We start from the raw sequence: 17,294 nt of genomic DNA on the forward strand, positions 1-17,294 counted from the left end.
CCAATCTTTATGCACGTTGACGCATATGCAACTTTATGCATAAAGTCAACGCGGCAATTTGGTCGTGAGACGGGGCCCTTCTACTTTGCATGGGGTTGTTTTCGCGATTTTTGAAAGGGTCGGCGTTTGGCGCTCGGTGACGCAATCCTTGCTTGTCTGACGGAACGTCCGATGTCGGGCTATGAGCTCGCCAAGACGTTCGACTCCTCTATCGGGTTCTTCTGGAAGGCCGACCACCAGCAGATTTATCGCGAACTCTCGAAACTCAGGGATCGCGGCCATATCCAGGGCCACGAGGTGGTCCAGTCCGGCAAGCCCAACAAGCTGGTCTATACGCTGACACAAGAGGGCCGGGCCGCGCTGCGGCACTGGGGCGCCCGGCCGAGCAGCCCGCCAATGATGAAGGACGACCTGCTGGTGCGGCTGTGCGCGCTCGACAGCTTCGACATCGAGCCTTTGCGCGCCGACCTGATGGCGCGACTGGAACATCACCGCGACCGCTACGCGCGCTACGAGCGCATTCTGAACAAGCTGTTCCCGGACGGCAAAGCCACCTCCGTCGCCGATACCGGCAAGCTACTGGGGCTGCGCATCGGTCTGCGCCACGAACAAGCCGTCGCGGAATGGTGCGAAGAGGCGATCGAGACCCTGGCCGCCGTCGCGAAACCTGCTCCCGTCCTGCTGCTCGAAGACACCAGCCGCGAAAGTAACGGCTGAGTGGCAGCGGAACCCGGCTGTCGGGTTTCAAAGTTAACTTTAGGGGCGTCCGGTCCCATTCCTTAACCCGTTATTTACCGTAACGCGAAAAAGTCAGGTTCTGAGGCAGACGACCTGCGCGAAATTCGATTGTCTCCAAGGTGGGACGCGCGGGGAGGCTGAAGGCGCAGGAAGCGCCGGAGTCAGAACCGGACGAGAGCATGAATTCGCGCGTATCGTGGAGTGTAGAGGGCATCGATCCGTCGGTCCGTGAACGGGCCGAGGCGGCCGCGCGGCGCGCTGGCATGTCGCTGAGCGACTGGCTCAATTCCACCATCGGCGATTCCGCCCCTCCGAATTTCCGTGCGCCCTATGACGAGCAGCCGGCGATGCCAAGCGCGGAAAGCCGCGAGGTTGCGGACATTCACCAGCGGCTCGATTCGATCACCCGGCAGATCGACCAGATTTCGCGGCCCCCCACGCGTGACGACGCGCCCCGAACCGAAGCGCCCCGCGCTGAGCCGACCGTCGCCCGGCAGCTGAACGACGCCATTTCGCGCCTCGATGCGCGGCTATCGCAGATTTCAAGCCATGCCCCGCGCCAGCCGACGGTGCAGGAGCGGCAGCGCCAGGCCGAGATGGTCGAGCGCGCCGCGGCGCAGGTCTATCGTCCCTCGCCGCCGCTGAGCCCGGCGTCGTTTGATTCGGCGATCGCCGAAATCGCCGCGCGCCAGAACGAACTGGACGGGGTGCCGTCCCGGCAGATGCCGCCGCGCAGCGCGCCGCCGATGGCGGCAGGTGTGCCGCCGATGGCGGCAGGTGTGCCGCCGATGGCGGCAGGTGTGCCGCCGATGGCGCCGAGCGCTCCCCCTGCCATGGCTTATGCGCCACCGATGCAGCCGCCTGCACCGGCGCCTACACCTGCTCCGATGCCAGCCGGTCCGGATTTTTCGTCGCTGGAACGGCATCTGCTCAAGATCACGAGCCAGATCGAGGCGATGCAGCGCCCCGACAATGTCGAGCAGTCGATCGCGGCCTTCCGCACCGAGCTTGCCGATATCCGCCGCGCCATTACCGAAGCGATGCCGCGCCAGGCGATCGATTCGATCGAGAACGAAATCCGCTCGCTGTCGCGCCGGATCGACGAGACCCGCCAGAACGGCACCGACGCCAACGTGCTGGCCAACCTCGAGCGCGCGCTCGGCGAAATCTACGACGCGCTGCGCGCGCTGAAGCCGGCCGAGCAACTCGCGGGCTATGACGATGCGATCCGCAATCTCGGCACCAAGCTCGACCTGATCCTGCGTACCAACGACGATCCGTCGACGGTGCGTCAGCTCGAAGACGCGATCTCGGCGATGCGGGCGATCGCCTCCAACGTTGCGTCCAACGATGCGCTGGCACGGGTTTCCGACGATTTGCATGCGCTGTCGGTCAAGGTCGATCAATTGTCCCGCGCCGGCGACAACAGCGAGTCGCTGGCCAGCCTCGAAGCTCGCATTGCCGCGCTGACCTCGTCGATCGAAACGCGCGAGCGGCCGGTCGCAAGCGACAATTCCGAATACATCGAAGGCGCGCTGCGCTCGCTGTCCGAACGCCTGGATCGCATTCCGGCCGGCAACGACAATGCTTCGGCGTTCACCCATCTCGAACAGCGCGTGACCTATCTGCTGGAACGCCTGGAGAACTCCGGCGGCCAGGGCGGTTCTGGCGGCGGCAATCTCGGGCGCGTCGAGGAAGGGCTGCAGGACATCCTGCGCCATCTCGAACACCAGCACGCGAATTTGGCCAGGCTCGCCGACAACACCAGCAGCTATGCGGCGCCGCAGCCGATGGATTCCGGCATCGTCGAAGCCGTCAAGCGTGAGCTGTCGGACCTCCGTTTCAGCCAGTCGGAAACCGACCGCCGCACCCAGGATTCGCTGGAGACGGTTCACTCTACGCTCGGCCATGTGGTCGATCGGCTGGCGATGATCGAGGGCGATTTGCGCGCGGTTCGCGCCGCGCCGCCCGTGACAGCCCCCACCCCCGCTGCATTCGAAGCCCCGGCAGAAGCACCGCGCGCGGCGATGCCGCCGCCCAGCTTTGCACCGCCGGCCTATGTCCCTCCGGCTCAGCCGCAGGCCTTTGCGCCGCAGCCGAAACCTGAACTGCCGAATCCCGCAGCCTTCCAGGAGCATTTTACCGCCGCGCCGCGCGACTTCCATGCCGCGGCGCCGGTAGCGCCGCCGGCCATCCCGCCGATGACGCCGCGCGCCATCAGCGAAATCCTCGAGCCGCACGCAGCCCCGCCGCGCACCGCGATCGCGCCGGAATTGCCGCCCGATCATCCGCTGGAGCCGGGCACACGGCCGACCGCACGGGCGTCGTCGCCATCGGAGCGGATCGCCGCGTCGGAAAGCGTGATCAACGAAATTTCCGCGGCCGCCAAGGAGCCGGTCAGCTCGTCGAGCTTCATCGCCGCGGCCCGCCGCGCCGCGCAGGCCGCTGCCGCCGCGCCCGCCAACGAGAAGGCCGCCAAGGCCGCTGCGAAGGCTAACTCGAAGGCCGCCAAGGTTACCGCCATCGACAAGGGCAAGACCGACGGCAAGGAGCCGTCGAACATCACCTCCAAGATCCGCTCGCTGCTGGTCGGCGCGAGCGTGTTCGCGATCGTGCTCAGCACCTTCCAGCTGGCGATGACGCTGCTCGACACCGGCAGCGCGCCGCAAATACCGCAGATGGAATCCACCGATCCGGCGCCGGCCTCAAAAGCCCCGGCCGAGAGCAGCGCCAAGCCCGCCATGCCGGCGCCGGCTGGGCCCTCCATGATGTCGCCCGCCCCGATCGGACGGCAATCGAACAACTCCTCCGCACCGAACACGCTGGATGGCGCGCAAGTCGCTATTCCTCAGACCGCGATCGCGCCACAGGCGGCGATGTCCATCCCGCCACAAGCGGTGATGTCGCCGATCAACGCCGGCGACATCACCGGCGCGCTCCCGGCCCTGCCGGCCAATGGCAAGCCTGGAGCGGTGAAGGTGCCGACAGGCGAGCAACTGCCCGATGGCATCGGCGGGCCGATGCTGCGCGCCGCTGCGCTGAAGGGCGATCCGGCGGCAGCGTATGAAGTTGGCGTGCGCTATGCCGAGGGCAAGGGCGTAGCAGCCAATCTCGACGAAGCCGCGAAATGGTATGACCGCGCGGCGCAAGCCGGCGTGGTGCCCGCGATCTTCCGGCTCGGCACCTTCTACGAGAAGGGCATGAGCGTCAAAAAGGACGCCGATGTCGCGCGGCGTTACTATCTGCAGGCGGCCGAACGCGGCAACGCCAAGGCGATGCACAATCTGGCCGTGCTCGACGCCGATGGCGGCGGCAAGGGCGCCAACTACAAGGTCGCGTCGCAATGGTTCCGCAAGGCGGCCGATCGCGGCGTCGCCGATAGCCAGTTCAACCTCGGCATCCTCTATGCCCGCGGCATCGGGGTGGAGCAGAACCTCGCCGAATCCTTCAAATGGTTCAGCCTCGCGGCCGCGCAGGGCGATGCGGATTCCGGCCGCAAGCGTGACGATATCGCCAAGCGCCTCGACGCTCAGTCGCTGGCGGCGGCCAAACTCGCGATCCAGACCTTTACGCCGGAGCCGCAGCCCGACGCCGCCGTCAATGTCGCAACCCCGGCCGGCGGCTGGGACCCGGCGCCTGCGCCCGCAACTGCGACCAAACCCGCCGCCAAGCAGGCTTCGATCAAGCGCGCCGCAGCCTCGGCGGCGGCGCCGCTGGCATCGACCCGATAATCCCTCCATATAAGGCCGTATGATCTGACGGGGCCGGCGTGGCCTCGCACGGCTTTGCAGTGAGGATCGATTGTCTGCCGAAGATGGTCAGGACGGGGAAGGCCGTTTCCAGAGGTCGCCGACCGGGCCTTCGGTCGCGCCGCCGCGCAAGCTGGCCGAGGAGCCCGCGCCTTCGCCTTGGCGATCTGCTCCGCCGCCGCCTCCTCCGCAGCAACCGCAAACGGCGCGCAGCCAATGGCCGAACGGGTCAATTCTCATCTTCGTGCTGCTGGTCTCCAGCATCGCCATTCAAGCCTATCGCGACCTCTCACGGCCCGATGCCTGGGATTACTGGAAGGACCAGTATAGCTCGCCAAGCCTGACATCCTCCGTGGTCGCCAAACTCGATCTCGATGGCGCCGCGCGCAACCGGCGTGCCCTGGTGATCAAGGGAGAGATCGGACCGGCGGCAGCAAGATGGTTCCGCGAGAAGCTGGACGAGGCCCAGCTTGCCGCAGGCGATGTGATCCTGATGTCTTCGCCCGGCGGCGATTTGAATCAGGCGGCGATCATGGGCGAGATCATTCGCTCGCGCGGATTGATCACGGCGGTCGGCACCGCCGATGCCGCGGGCCGCGTCAAACCCTCCTATTGCGCCAGCGCCTGCGTGCTGGTCTTTGCCGGCGGCAAGAGCCGCATCGGCGTGTCCGGCTCAGGCCTGGGCGTGCACCGGTTTACCACGACAAAGCAAGTGGATGATCCGCTCGCCGAAGCCCAGAAGATATCAGGCGCAGTGCTGGGCTATATGACCAAAATGGGGGTTTCATCGTCGGTCGTGCAGGCGATGTCCGAGACCAAGGACATCCGCTGGCTTGCGCCCAAGGAGGCGCTCGCCATGAACCTCGTCACCGATCCGGTGGGGAAGCCCTGATTGCTGTCGTCCCGGCCTTGAGCCGGGACCGATAACCACCGGCCGCAATTGTTTTGCGCGCTAAACGTTATCTTCCTCGTTCAGCAAGGCAGGCCGCGGAGTATGGGTCCCCCGATGTGCAATTGCACATCTGGGCTCAAGGCCGGGACGACGAAAAATGATATCAGGCACCGGTCACGCCCTTGCGCAGGTGCGGCAAATAATTGCCTTCCGGGGCATTCTTTAGTCCCCCCTGCCACTGATCTGGGTTATGCAAAGACGCGGCAACCGGTCCGCGTGCGCTGACCCTGCGCGCCAATCGGATTCCACTGCCGGCAAATGCTCGAAACCATGCCCTGGGCGGCCGTTAGGCCAGGTCAGCGGCAGACAACGAGAAGCAGACGCGCGTGCAGCTCTACCTTCCGATCGCCGACATTCCCGTCAATGTTTTCCTCATCCTGGCGATGGGCGCGGCGGTAGGTTTCGTCTCCGGCATGTTCGGCATCGGCGGCGGCTTCCTGATGACGCCGCTGTTGATCTTCGTCGGCATCGCGCCCGCGGTCGCGGTCGCTTCGGTCGCGAGCCACATCGCGGCTTCCTCCTTCTCGGGCGCGATATCCTATTGGAGGCGACGATCCATCGATCCCATTCTGGCGTTGGTCTTGTTGACCGGCGGTACCGTCGGGACGGCGCTCGGGGTCTGGACATTTACGCTGCTGCGCTCGCTCGGCCAGCTCGATCTGTTGATCGCGACGTCCTACGTCATCCTGCTGACCACGGTCGGCGGGCTGATGTTCTGGGAAGGCCTGCGCGCGCTGCTGCGGGCACGGCGCGGCGGTGCGGCGACGATACGCCGCCCCGGCAGCCATGGCTGGATTCACGGCCTGCCGCTGAAGATGCGTTTCAAGCGCTCGAAGATCTATCTCTCCGTGATCCCCGTCGTCGTGATCGGCCTGATCATCGGCTTCATCGGCGCCGTCATGGGCATCGGCGGCGGCTTCATCCTGGTGCCGCTGATGATCTACGTGCTGCGGGTACCGACTTCGACCGTGGTCGGCACCTCGATGGTGCTGACGCTGGTGACGATGATATTCGCCACCCTGCTGCATGCGGTGACCAATCATCTGGTCGATGCCGTGCTGGCGCTGATCCTGATGATCGGCGGCGTGACCGGCGCCCAGTTCGGCGCCCGCGCCGGCCAGAAGATCCGCGGCGAACATCTGCGGCTGCTGCTCGGGCTTCTGGTGCTCGCCGTCGGCATCCGCTTTGCCGTCGAACTGGTGATCCGGCCGGCCGATCTGTTCACGATCCGCGAAACGGGAGGCGGGGTATGAGCGCGCGCGCCTCGCTGATCGTGGCAAGTCTCGTGCTGGGCGCCGCGCTCGCCGTTTCGCCGGCTTGCGCCGAGCGGCTGATCGTGTCGGTCTCGAACCACCGCGTCACGGTGACGCCGAATTATTCCGGCGAGGAGCTGGTGCTGTTCGGCTCGGTCGAAAAGGATGCCCAGACGCCGGCCGGCCGCAACAATTACGATCTGGTCGTGACCGTCAGCGGCCCGCGCGCCGACATGGTGACACGGCGCAAGGAGCGCAAATTCGGTATCTGGATCAACACCGACTCCCGGCAATTCCTCAAAGTGCCGACTTATCTCGCGCTGTTTTCCAACCGGCCGTTCGACGCCATTGCTTCCCCCGAAGTGCAGCGGCGGCAGCAACTCGGTCTCAACAATGTCCTGCTGACCCAGCGCGTCGGTCCCGATTTTGCCGACGTCGTGCCCAACGATCCGTTCCGCAGCGCGTTCGTGCGGCTGCGGACCCAGCACGGGCTTTATCGCGAGGAACAATCGGCGGTGACGTTCCTGACGCCGACGCTGTTCCGCACCGGCATTCCGCTGCCGGGCGAAGTGCCGATCGGCACCTACGATGTCGAGATCAAGCTGTTTGCCGACGGCGCGCTGGTGACGCGCACCGAAACCGCGTTCGAGATCGTCAAGGTCGGTTTCGAACAGTTCATCGCCAACGCCGCCCACAACAATGGTCTTGCCTACGGGCTGGTGACAGCCTTCATGGCGCTGATGACGGGCTGGATGGCGTCGATCGTGTTCCGGAAGGATTGAATCCCGACGTAGCCCGGATGAGCGAAGCGACATCCTGGGCAGTGTCGCGGCGGCTCCCGGATATCGCTGCGCTCATCCGGGCTACGGTCCATTTCCCCAACAGGCTGATTAGCATCGCCGCGTTCACGCAGCACCAGCGGCTCTGCTGGGCCGCGTCACCAGATAGATCCCGAGCGCCACCGGAATGATCCCGAGCAGGTCGCGGAATTCGACGTGCTCGCCGAGCACGAGGAAGGCGAACAACATGCCGAGCGGCGGCATCAGGAAGTGATAGGCGCTGGCAGCGGTGGCACCGCAGACCTTCAACAGGTGAAACCACAGCAAATAGGCCAGGATCGATCCGCCCAGCACCAGGAAGGCGAATGCGCCGAGCAGCCGCGCGCTCGGCACGATGTCGCTGACGCTGGAAAACGCGAAGGCGAACGGCAGCAGCGCCAGTCCGCCGGCGAGGTTCTGCACACCGTTGCCGACCCACAGGCTGCCCTTCGGCGCCAGCACCTTGAACAGGATGGTGCCGACCACGATCGAGGCCAATGAGGCCAGCGTAAAGACGATGCCATCCATGCTGTCCGACCCAACCGACATGCGATGCCAGACGATAAAGCCGACGCCTGATATGCCGAGCAAGAGTCCCGTTACCTTGCGCCATGTCAACGCCTCGCCGAGAAACACCGCGGCGGCCACTGCCGTGAACACCGGATTGGCGCTGACGATCAGCCCGCCGAGGCCGGCGGATACGGTCTTGAGGCCGGTGTACCCCAGCCCGAGATAGAGCGCGTTGTTGGCGACGCCGAGTACGGCGAACACGGCCACGTCGCGCCAGGTGAGCTGCCATCCCTCGTTGCGAAATGCGGATATGCCGAGGATCAGGACGCCCGCAAGCGAAAACCGCGCCGTGAGCAGGATCAGCGGCGGACAATCGGTGACGCCGATCTTGCCGGCGACGAAGGCAAAGCTCCAGAGCAGGCAGAACAGCGTGATGGTGAGCGGCAGCCAGTTGAAACCGGCGCGGGGAACGGCAATCGAGGGTGCGAGCGACATGGGGAGTCTCCTTGGCCCATGATGTAGGCCCGCGCCTTGATATTTAGAAATTAAATGATAGACTGGCATCCAGTTGATTTATGAATAGTCGGCTTTGGAGGATCCGCCATGGCCATGCTCGATCTGGAACTGCTGCGCAGCTTCGTCTCGGTGGTGGATTCCGGCGGCTTCACCCGCGCCGGCGAGCGCGTCCACCGCACCCAGTCGACCGTCAGCCAGCAGATCAAGCGGCTGGAAGAGGACGTCGGCCAGCCGCTGCTGAACCGGAGCGGCAAGGACGTCACGCCGACCGAGGCCGGCGAACGGCTGCTGTCCTATGCGCGGCGGCTGCTGTTGCTGGCCGAAGAGGCCCGCGATGTGTTGACGCGCCCCGGCAGTGAAGGCGCGATCCGGCTCGGCGTGCCCGAAGATTTTGCCGCCTACCGGCTGGCAAAATTGCTGGCGGCGTTTTCACGCTCGCATCCCGGCCTGCGGATGGACGTTCGCTCCGACCAGAGCACTTACCTGAAGCGCGACCTCGAACGCGGCGAGCTCGATCTGGCGCTGTTCAAGCGCGCCGCCGGCGAGAAAGTCGGCATCGCGGTGTGGCCCGAACGCGTGCACTGGGTCACGAGCAAGAGCCGGCCGCGCGACACCAGCACGGGCTCGGTGCCGCTGATCGGCTTTCCTACCGGATGCCTCTATCGCTCGCGCGCGATCCACGCGCTGGAAAGCGCCGGCCGCGCCTGGCACATGGCCTACACATCCTCCAGCCTCTCCGGCATCCAGGCCGCGGTTGCCGCCGGCATGGGCCTGAGCATTCTGTCCGAAATGGCGATCCAGGCCGACCACCGCGTGCTGACAGCGAAAGACGGTTTTGCACCGATCGACCGGACGGAAGTCGCGCTGGTCGCCGCACCGGATGCCAGCCCCGCCACGTTGCGGCTCGCCGATCGGCTGGCGGAGTTTTGCAATACGGTGCAGGCGAAGGCAGCGTAGTTTAGCGGCGAACGCCGTCATTGCGAGCGAAGCGAAGCAATCCACCTCTCCGCAGCAACGAGAGAATGGATTGCTTCGTCGCTGTCGCTCCTCGCAATGACGGGGCTATGTTCAATAGGACCGCGACGCCGCGCTCAAAAGCCGAGGTCCTAACTCCCGCTTGTTTGCGAGCGTCGGGATCAGTTTACTTTCACGTTGCCGGCGCCATCGATGTCGCTGCCAGGATTGTATCCGGAGTCGTGCAGGTTCTTGAGGTACACCCGGTGAGAGGGGGTATCGGCCGGGGCAGAACCCCCGGCAATGGAAGCGTTGGCATCGTGGGGGTGGCGGCGCTGCGTTCCAGCCACCCTGGCTCCGGCGCGTGCATTGTACGCACCGTTTTCAAAATTCGCAGTGCTCGCACCTGCTGCGCCGCCCGGCTCCGCCATCATCTTGCTGGCGGGGGTTGGGACGCCTTTGTTCAGGTAATCGCGTTCCGGATACATTGCGCAGTCCGTGCACTGCGCAAATGCCGCGGACGTCGCTGCGGATGTCAGAGCGATCGACATCAAGGATGCGGCAACGAGTGTTTTGTAGTTCATGGTATTTGCTCCATGGTTAAGCGAGTCTCAGCTCGCCTTGATTTTGTAATCGACCTGTTGTCTCGGCGGGACAAGCCCGCTCTCCCGCTTAGGTCTTATGCGTTTTTCGAAGCAGTCGATTGACCTCGCCGACGCACTTGGAGTCAGCACCAGAATCCTCGTTAAGCGGAGGCGAAAGGCAGCAAATCCATGTGCGGCTGTCGATGTTTGGCGCAGAGCTGTTGCGCCAATCAACAATGGCTCACCACATAGTGAATTAGCGCTGACTCACGATTTCAAATCCGCGACTGCTGAAATCACGAACGTGTCAACCGTATTACGAAAAGGTAAGTTGGCTCATATCAAATGTAAGCTACGATTCGCTCGCGTGAATTCGCACGAACAATTTGCCGCGTCTCGCGGTTCAGCTCACAGGAAACGAGGAAGCGGTATAGAGCGAAGGCAGCAGCGTCGTTCGCTCAATAACACCGCGACGCGGCGATCGCGTGCAGTTTGTTGTCGCCGAGCACGTGCGCCATCAGGCCCGGTGTCTGGAAGATCTTTGCAAACGCCGGATCGCGGATGCTGAGGCCGCCGGTATAGGCGCCGAACGCCGGCATTACCGCGCGTTCGCCGTCGCAAGCGAAGCAGCGACGCTCCATCGCGCGGCCGCGGGTGGCGATTCGGGCCTTGGGATGCAGATGGCCGGCGATTTCGCCTGACGCGCCCGTGGGCTCATGGCGGAACGTGATGGTGCCGATCGCGACTTCGTTGGCGACGACACCGCCGAGATCCGACGGCAAGGCCGGATCGTGATTGCCCGCGATCCAGATCCAGTCGCGCCGCGCCTGCATCGCAGACAGCGCCTCGCGGTCGGGCGCCGACAGCCGCTCATGCGCGTCGCGGTCATGAAAACTGTCGCCAAGCGCGATCACCATGCGCGGGTCGTGCCGCGCGATCACGGCGGCAAGCCGCCCCAGCGTTGCCACCGTGTCATAGGGCGGCAGCAGCACGCCGCGCGCGGCGAAGCTGGAGCCTTTTTCCAGATGCAGGTCGGAGACGACCAGCAGGCGCTGCTCCTGCCAGAACAGCGCGCCGGAGAGATCGGCGGTTAGCGTGACGCCGGCAACCTCGAACGCACTGTGATTGAAAATGGCACGCACCGTATTCTCCGTCATGGCCACGCAAAGAAAGACGTGGATGCCCGGGTCAAGCCCGGGCATGACGACGTTGATAGAGTCGCGCGTAACGAATTCATTCTATCCTGTCGCTTCCTTGACCAATTCCTCTGCGGCTTCCGCCAGCAATTCGTCGGCCGCTTCGCCATAGACTGACTCGCGGCCGATTTCCAGCATCACCGGCACCGCGAGCGGCGAAACACGGTCGAGTTCCCGATGGATGATTCGGCCCTGAATACGCGACAGCATATCACCGAGCCGCTTGAGATCGAGCAGTCCGGAGGCGGCATCGGCACGCGCGGCGCGCAGCAGCACATGGTCGGCCTGGTGCTTGCGCAGCACGTCGTAGATCAAATCGGTCGAGAACAGCACCTGGCGGCGGGACTTTTCCTCGCCGGTGAAGCGCCGCGCGATCAGACCTGAGATCACCGCGCAGGTGCGGAAGGTTCGCTTCATCAGCGCGGATTCGGCGAGCCACGCCTCGAGATCGTCGCCCAGCATGTCCGGATCGAACAGCGCGTTGAGATCGAGCTTGCCCTGGCGGATCATGAACGACATGTCGCCGAGCCCCCACACCGCGACCGCATATTCATTGGCGACAAAGCCGAGCGGCCGCACCCGCGCCCGTTCCATCCGCCGCGTCAGCAACATGCCGAGCGTCTGGTGCGCCAGCCGCCCCTCGAAGGGATAGCAGATCAAATAATGCTTGTTACCGCGCGGAAACGTTTCGACCAGCAATTCGCGCACCGCCGGCACGCGCGAAAAATGCCGTTGCAGCGACAGCCAGTCGCGCACCTGATCGGGCAGCGCGTTCCAGGCGCGCTTGTCGTCGAGCAGTTTACGCACGCGCTCGGCGAGATAGGTCGAAAGCGGAAACTTGCCGCCTGCATAGGACGGCACTTTTGCATCTTTATCGTTGGCGCGGGACACGTAGACTTGATCTTCGGCCAACGCCTCATAGCGCACCACTTCGCCGCCAAAGGCAAAGGTGTCGCCGACCACCAGCCCTTCGATGAAATATTCTTCGACTTCGCCGAGCATCCGTCCGCCGCGCCCGAGCGCGCCGGTCGATCCCGAACCGCCCCCACGCGAGCGCACCAGGCGGACTTTCAGCATCGGCTCTTCGACGATGGTGCCGACATTGAGGCGATAGCTCTGCCGCACGCGGGGATTGGCGACGCGCCAGCGGCCTTGCTTGTCCTGCTTGATGCGCGCGAAGCGCTCATAGGTTTTCAGCGCGTAGCCGCCGGTGGCGACGAAATCGACCACGTCGTCGAAATCTGTGCGCGTCAAACCAGAGTAAGGCGCCGATGTCAGCACCTCCTCATAGAGCTCATCGGAGAGAAACGGCTCGCCGCAGGCGCATCCCAGCACGTGCTGCGCCAGCACGTCGAGCGCGCCGATCCGCAGCGGCGGGGTATCCTGCGCATTCTCCGCGATCGCGTCGATTGCAACGGCGCATTCCAGCACCTCGAAGCGGTTGGCCGGCACCAGCACGGCGCGCGAGGGTTCGTCCAGTCGATGGTTGGCGCGGCCGATCCGCTGCATCAGCCGCGAGGACCCCTTCGGCGCGCCGACATTGATCACGAGGTCGATGTCGCCCCAGTCGATGCCGAGGTCGAGCGAGGAGGTGCAGACCACGCCGCGGAGTTTTCCGGCCGCCATCGCGTCCTCGACCTTGCGGCGCTGCGCGACGTCGAGCGAGCCGTGATGCAGCGCAATCGCCAGACCGTCGTCGTTCATGCGCCAGAAATCCTGGAACAGCATTTCGGCCTGGCTGCGGGTGTTGACGAACACCAGCGTGGTCTTGTTGCGCTTGATCAGCTCGTACATTTCGGCCATTGCGTGGCGGGCACTGTGGCCCGCCCACGGCAGCCGCTCGCGGGTGTCGAGCATCTCGACCACGGGCGCCGCGGCACCGCCGGCAACGACAATGTCGGCTGACTCGATTTTGCGGTCACGCTGCGGCACCAAAAACCGCGCCAGGGATTCCGGCTCGGCGACCGTCGCCGACAATCCGATGCCGCGCATCTCAGGCGCCAACTTCCACAGCCGCGCCAGTCCCAGCGACAGCAGGTCGCCGCGCTTGGAGGTGACCAGCGCATGCAACTCATCGAGCACGATGCGCTTCAGCGAGCCAAACAGGAACGGCGCGTCGTCGGAGGACAACAGCAGCGCCAGTTGCTCGGGCGTGGTCAGCAATATATCGGGCGGATAGCGCCGCTGCCGCTGCCGGCGCGACACCGGGGTATCGCCGGTGCGGGTCTCGACCTTGATCGGCAGGCCCATCTCGGCGATCGGCGTCTCCAGGTTGCGCGCGATATCGACCGCGAGCGCCTTCAAGGGCGAGATGTAAAGGGTGTGCAGACCGCCGGTGCGCTTGACGCCGCGGCCGGTGGAGATGACATTTTTCTTGGCGCCCTCTACTGCGACCGGTGGCGGAGCAGACAGTTCCACCAGCGTCGGCAGAAAACCCGCCAGCGTCTTGCCGGCGCCGGTCGGCGCGATCAGCAGCGCCGAGCGATCTTCCCGCGCCTTCGCCAGCAGTTCCAGCTGATGCTCACGCGGCGACCAGCCGCGCGACGCGAACCATTGAAGGAAGCGCTCGGGCGGCAGCGCGGCCGGCTCGGCCGATACGGCTGGTAGGATTCGGGGCGGCACAAAACAAGAACTAAGCTGTCAGGACCGCCACGTCGAGGGGTTTCAACCTCGCCCCGCTTGCGGGGAGAGGTCGGATTGCCCTCGTCGTCATGGCCGGGCATAGCCGTCCAGAGGACGGCGTCGCTTCCGCTCGCCTACGCCCGGCCATCCACGTCTTTCTTACCTTGCGTTCACTAAAGCCGTGGATGCCCGGGACAAGCCCGGGCATGACGAGTTGAGAGAGACGGGAAAGGGAGACCTACTCCGTCACCGGCTTGTCGGAAATATCCCAGTCCTTGCCGTTGAACTGCGAGATGAAGAGCGTCTTCATCGGCGTGTAGTCTTCCGGGGTGTAGCTGAAATTGACGCCGTCGAGGAAATACGGCGAGTGGAAGCCGGCCAGCGTCGTCGCCTGTTTCAGCACGTTGGCGCGGGTGAGATCGTCGCCGCAGCGGCGCAGGATTTCCGCCATCGACGCCACCTGGCCGTAGCCGGCGAAGGCGATGGTGTTGTCGGGATCGACATTGGGCAGATATTTCTTGCGCAGCGCCTCGAACCCCATCACGTCGGGATCGTTTTCCCAGCGCGGCACGCCGACTTCCTTGGCGTAGCGGATGGCGACGATGCCGGTGGCATTCTCGAAACCGGCGGCGCTGAGGATCGAACGTCCGGTCGATCCCGCCGACAGCAATTGCAGCGGCTTCCAGCCGAGCTCGACCACCTTGCGGATCGACTGCGACGACGCCTTGCCGGTCGAGATGTTGTAGAAAACATCCGCGCCCGACTTGGAGAGATTGATCAACTGCGAATCGATGGTCGGCTCGGTCAGATCGTAGGTCTGCTCCATGATCACCTTGGCAGTACCGCCGGCTTCTTCCAGAACCTTCTTGAACGGCGCCAGGAAATCGCGGCCGAAATCGTCGTTCTGGTAGAGAATGCCGATTTTGGCGTTCGGCTTCGTCGCCACGACGTATTTGGCGAGAATGCGCGCCTCGGTCGGATACAGCGGCAGGCCCGCCATGGTCCATTTGAAGTTCTTCGGATCGTTCCATTTCGACGCGCCGGTATTGAGCATCAGCTGCGGCACGCCCTTATTGTTGAGGTATTTGTGCACGGCGGTCTGCGGCGCGGTGCCGAGCGAGCCGAACAGCGCCAGCACTTCGTCATTCTCCACCAGGCGCCGCGTCGCTTCCACGCATTTCGGCGCGCTGTAGGCGTCATCCATGGTCAAGAACTTGACCTTGCGGCCGTTGATGCCGCCCTTTTCGTTCAACATCTGGAAATAGGCTTCGCCGACCCGGCCGAGCACGCCATAGAGCGAACCCGGGCCGCTGTGCGGCACGGTCTGGCCCAGCTTGATTTCGGTATCGGTCGCGCCCGGATCGTATTTCTTCTCGGCGGCCCACACGAACGGCGCGGGCATGGCGGCGGCAGCGAGACCGGCAAGAGCGGTGGCACCGAATTGGCGTCGTGTCTGTTTGTTTGTCATTGCTGTTACTCCCTTACAGTTGTTCTTCATTGGTTATTGTTTGAAACCTGAATGCAGTGATCTGACATTCAGTGTGCGGATCGAATTGACTTCGACTTGCGCTGCGTCAGCCGGTACTTCCGGCAATACTTACTCGTCTCCGCCTGCCCGCTGGTTGTGGGATTCCGGCTGCCCATTTCCTTCCACCAGTGCCAGAACTTCGTCGAATGCCGAATGGACATGTTTACGCACCAGAGCCGTCGCCTGGATATCGTCCCTGTCGGCAATGGCGATCACGAACTCCTGATGATCAGCCAGTGAGCGGCGACGAATGACGGAAGATGAGAAATATTTCTGCCGCCACTGAAAGCTCATGAGAAACAAAGGCGTGAGCGTTCGGACGATGATGGCGTTCTGGCTGGCCGCGGCCATTGCCAGATGAAACTCGACATCTTCATTGGCGACGTTGAGTTCGGCCTGCACCCGGCTGGAATAATTGGCGACCAGTTCCCGCAACCTGTTGAGATCGGCATCTGTCCTGCGCGCGCATGCGAGGCGGATCGCATGGGTTTCAAATATGACGCGGGCCTCGCTCACATCGCGCATCGTCCGCTCGTCAAACGGCAGATCCAGATTGGCCTGGATGACCAGGGAATCGAGCCCGCTGTCTTCGAGTGCGTTGCGCAGGAAAATGCCGGACTTCGGCCGCCGCTCGGTCAGCCGCAGCGCATCAAGAACCGCCAACGCTTCCCGCACCGAGCTGCGGGTGACGCCAAAGCGATCCGACAGCTCGCGCTCTGACGGCAGCCGGTCGCCCTTCTGCAATCGGTGATGGCGAATGAACTCGATGGTCCGCTTGACCGCCCTCGATCCTTCGCTGGCTTGCAGGTGTGCCGTCATCTGATCCTACCAATCTGGTAGGACCAGATTGGTGTATCCTTACAGGTTTGTCCAGCCCGCGCCGGCGGGCTTGCTTCACGGGCCGAACAATGGGGCGGTCAGCCCTTGGCTGCGACCGCCACCAGGCCCGGTACCGGGATGTTGTCCTCGGTGCGCGCCGAGCGATCTTCGAACAGGGATAGGTTCAGACCGGCCGCTTCCGCCGCTTCGCGCACGTGGGCCGCCGCGTGGGCGTAGCGCAGGCCTGCGCCGAGAATGACGCCTTCGCCGGCATGCGTCTCGGTCGTGAAGGCGAACAGGCCGCCGGCGGCCAGCACGCGGCTTGATTCCGCCAGCACCGGCGCCAGATCGGCGACATAGATCATCACGTCGGCGGCCAGGATGAGATCGGCGCTGCCGTCAGGCTTCGCGCGCAGACCTTGCACGACGTCGCCGACTTCAAGCTCCGCATAACAGCCGGTCGCGCGGGCCTGCTCGATCATGCGCGGCGACAGATCGATGCCGATGAAATGATCGACCTCCTTGGTGAAGGCCGTCGCGACGAGCCCGGTGCCGCAGCCGAGATCGATGGCGCGTTTGAAGAAGGCAGGCTTGCGGGCGGCCGCGCGCACCGACAGCACCGCCCTGAACAGCAAGTCCGGGCCGCGATAGCCGAGATCGTCCACCAGCGCGGCGTTGAACCGCCGCGCGTATTGGTCGAACAGCACCTGCACATAGCCTTGCGGCATCGCGGCCAATGGTTCGGCGCCGAGCCGCATCAGCCGCAGGCGGGCGCCATGACGATCATCGGGATCACCGTCCCACGCCTTGCGAAACGCGGCGATCGCCGCATCTCGCTCGCCGAGCGTTTCGCGGATATCGCCGAGCGTGAACCAGGCGGTGACGAAATTCGGCGCCAGATCCGTCGCCTGCAGCAGCAGGTCGGCGGCGCCGGGCAGATCGCGCTTCAATTGCAGGTCGCGCGCAAAGTCATAACGGCGATCGGCCATCAGATCGCCGGAGGTCAGGAATATTCGCGTGGGCATGGGCTCTATGGGGCAGGTAAAAATCGGGGC

General features: G+C 64.4%; 13 protein-coding genes. 6 read left to right on the forward strand and 7 right to left on the reverse strand.

Annotated features, from left to right (window positions below; genetic code table 11):
- Positions 1-126 precede the first annotated feature (126 nt).
- The 5 genes from JQ575_RS29540 to JQ575_RS29560 all read left to right on the forward strand — a co-directional run bounded on the left by JQ575_RS29540 (position 127) and on the right by JQ575_RS29560 (position 7,474).
- Positions 127-717, forward strand: coding sequence for a PadR family transcriptional regulator (locus tag JQ575_RS29540; protein ID WP_212036714.1), 591 nt, complete (start codon positions 127-129; stop codon positions 715-717).
- Positions 718-917: 200 nt separating this feature from the next.
- Positions 918-4,469: a tetratricopeptide repeat protein gene (locus JQ575_RS29545; RefSeq protein ID WP_212036715.1), complete on the forward strand. Its 3,552-nt coding sequence runs from the start codon at positions 918-920 to the stop codon at positions 4,467-4,469.
- A gap of 70 nt (positions 4,470-4,539) precedes the next feature.
- Complete coding sequence (locus JQ575_RS29550; RefSeq protein WP_212036716.1) at positions 4,540-5,379, forward strand: hypothetical protein; 840 nt, start codon at positions 4,540-4,542, stop codon at positions 5,377-5,379.
- 386 nt (positions 5,380-5,765) lie between these two features.
- A complete protein-coding gene (locus JQ575_RS29555; RefSeq protein WP_192735409.1) occupies positions 5,766-6,692 on the forward strand; it encodes a sulfite exporter TauE/SafE family protein in 927 nt (308 codons plus the stop codon).
- Positions 6,689-7,474: a TIGR02186 family protein gene (locus tag JQ575_RS29560; protein ID WP_212036717.1), complete on the forward strand. Its 786-nt coding sequence runs from the start codon at positions 6,689-6,691 to the stop codon at positions 7,472-7,474. Before JQ575_RS29555 ends, JQ575_RS29560 begins: the two co-directional genes overlap by 4 nt.
- 123 nt (positions 7,475-7,597) lie before the next feature.
- Here JQ575_RS29560 and JQ575_RS29565 read toward each other — a convergent pair whose 3' ends face one another.
- Entirely contained in the window at positions 7,598-8,515 is a 918-nt protein-coding gene (locus tag JQ575_RS29565; protein WP_212036718.1) for a DMT family transporter, read from the reverse strand.
- 114 nt (positions 8,516-8,629) lie between these two features.
- On the opposite strand from JQ575_RS29565, the gene JQ575_RS29570 reads away from it, so the two are divergent.
- A complete protein-coding gene (locus tag JQ575_RS29570) occupies positions 8,630-9,493 on the forward strand; it encodes a LysR substrate-binding domain-containing protein (protein WP_212036764.1) in 864 nt (287 codons plus the stop codon).
- A gap of 179 nt (positions 9,494-9,672) precedes the next feature.
- On the opposite strand, the gene JQ575_RS29575 is transcribed toward JQ575_RS29570, so the two are convergent.
- The 6 genes from JQ575_RS29575 to JQ575_RS29600 all read right to left on the reverse strand — a co-directional run bounded on the left by JQ575_RS29575 (position 9,673) and on the right by JQ575_RS29600 (position 17,264).
- On the reverse strand, positions 9,673-10,074 hold the full coding sequence (locus JQ575_RS29575; protein ID WP_212036719.1) for a hypothetical protein: 402 nt from the start codon (positions 10,072-10,074) through the stop codon (positions 9,673-9,675).
- Between the two features lie 458 nt (positions 10,075-10,532).
- Entirely contained in the window at positions 10,533-11,231 is a 699-nt protein-coding gene (gene pdeM, locus JQ575_RS29580; RefSeq protein ID WP_212036720.1) for a ligase-associated DNA damage response endonuclease PdeM, read from the reverse strand.
- An 81-nt stretch (positions 11,232-11,312) separates the two neighbouring features.
- Positions 11,313-13,892 carry a ligase-associated DNA damage response DEXH box helicase gene (locus JQ575_RS29585; RefSeq protein ID WP_212036721.1) on the reverse strand — a complete coding sequence of 860 codons (2,580 nt, stop codon included), beginning with the start codon at positions 13,890-13,892 and terminating at the stop codon, positions 11,313-11,315.
- A 238-nt stretch (positions 13,893-14,130) separates the two neighbouring features.
- On the reverse strand, positions 14,131-15,360 hold the full coding sequence (locus tag JQ575_RS29590) for an ABC transporter substrate-binding protein (RefSeq protein WP_212036722.1): 1,230 nt from the start codon (positions 15,358-15,360) through the stop codon (positions 14,131-14,133).
- 129 nt (positions 15,361-15,489) lie between these two features.
- Positions 15,490-16,239, reverse strand: a complete 750-nt coding sequence (locus tag JQ575_RS29595; RefSeq protein ID WP_212036723.1) for a FadR/GntR family transcriptional regulator — start codon at positions 16,237-16,239, stop codon at positions 15,490-15,492.
- Positions 16,240-16,337: 98 nt separating this feature from the next.
- Positions 16,338-17,264, reverse strand: a complete 927-nt coding sequence (locus tag JQ575_RS29600) for a class I SAM-dependent methyltransferase (protein WP_212036724.1) — start codon at positions 17,262-17,264, stop codon at positions 16,338-16,340.
- Positions 17,265-17,294 lie beyond the last annotated feature (30 nt).

Source organism: Bradyrhizobium sp. JYMT SZCCT0428, from assembly GCF_018131075.1.
Taxonomy (GTDB): Bacteria; Pseudomonadota; Alphaproteobacteria; order Rhizobiales; family Xanthobacteraceae; genus Bradyrhizobium.

Coding starts and splice junctions, on each gene's coding strand:
- JQ575_RS29600 (WP_212036724.1), bottom strand. CDS start 17,264: ATGCCCACGCGAATATTCCTGACCTCCGGCGATCTGATGGCCGATCGC.
- JQ575_RS29595 (WP_212036723.1), bottom strand. CDS start 16,239: ATGACGGCACACCTGCAAGCCAGCGAAGGATCGAGGGCGGTCAAGCGG.
- JQ575_RS29590 (WP_212036722.1), bottom strand. CDS start 15,360: ATGACAAACAAACAGACACGACGCCAATTCGGTGCCACCGCTCTTGCC.
- pdeM (WP_212036720.1), bottom strand. CDS start 11,231: ATGACGGAGAATACGGTGCGTGCCATTTTCAATCACAGTGCGTTCGAG.
- JQ575_RS29545 (WP_212036715.1), top strand. CDS start 918: ATGAATTCGCGCGTATCGTGGAGTGTAGAGGGCATCGATCCGTCGGTC.
- JQ575_RS29570 (WP_212036764.1), top strand. CDS start 8,630: ATGCTCGATCTGGAACTGCTGCGCAGCTTCGTCTCGGTGGTGGATTCC.
- JQ575_RS29575 (WP_212036719.1), bottom strand. CDS start 10,074: ATGAACTACAAAACACTCGTTGCCGCATCCTTGATGTCGATCGCTCTG.
- JQ575_RS29560 (WP_212036717.1), top strand. CDS start 6,689: ATGAGCGCGCGCGCCTCGCTGATCGTGGCAAGTCTCGTGCTGGGCGCC.
- JQ575_RS29565 (WP_212036718.1), bottom strand. CDS start 8,515: ATGTCGCTCGCACCCTCGATTGCCGTTCCCCGCGCCGGTTTCAACTGG.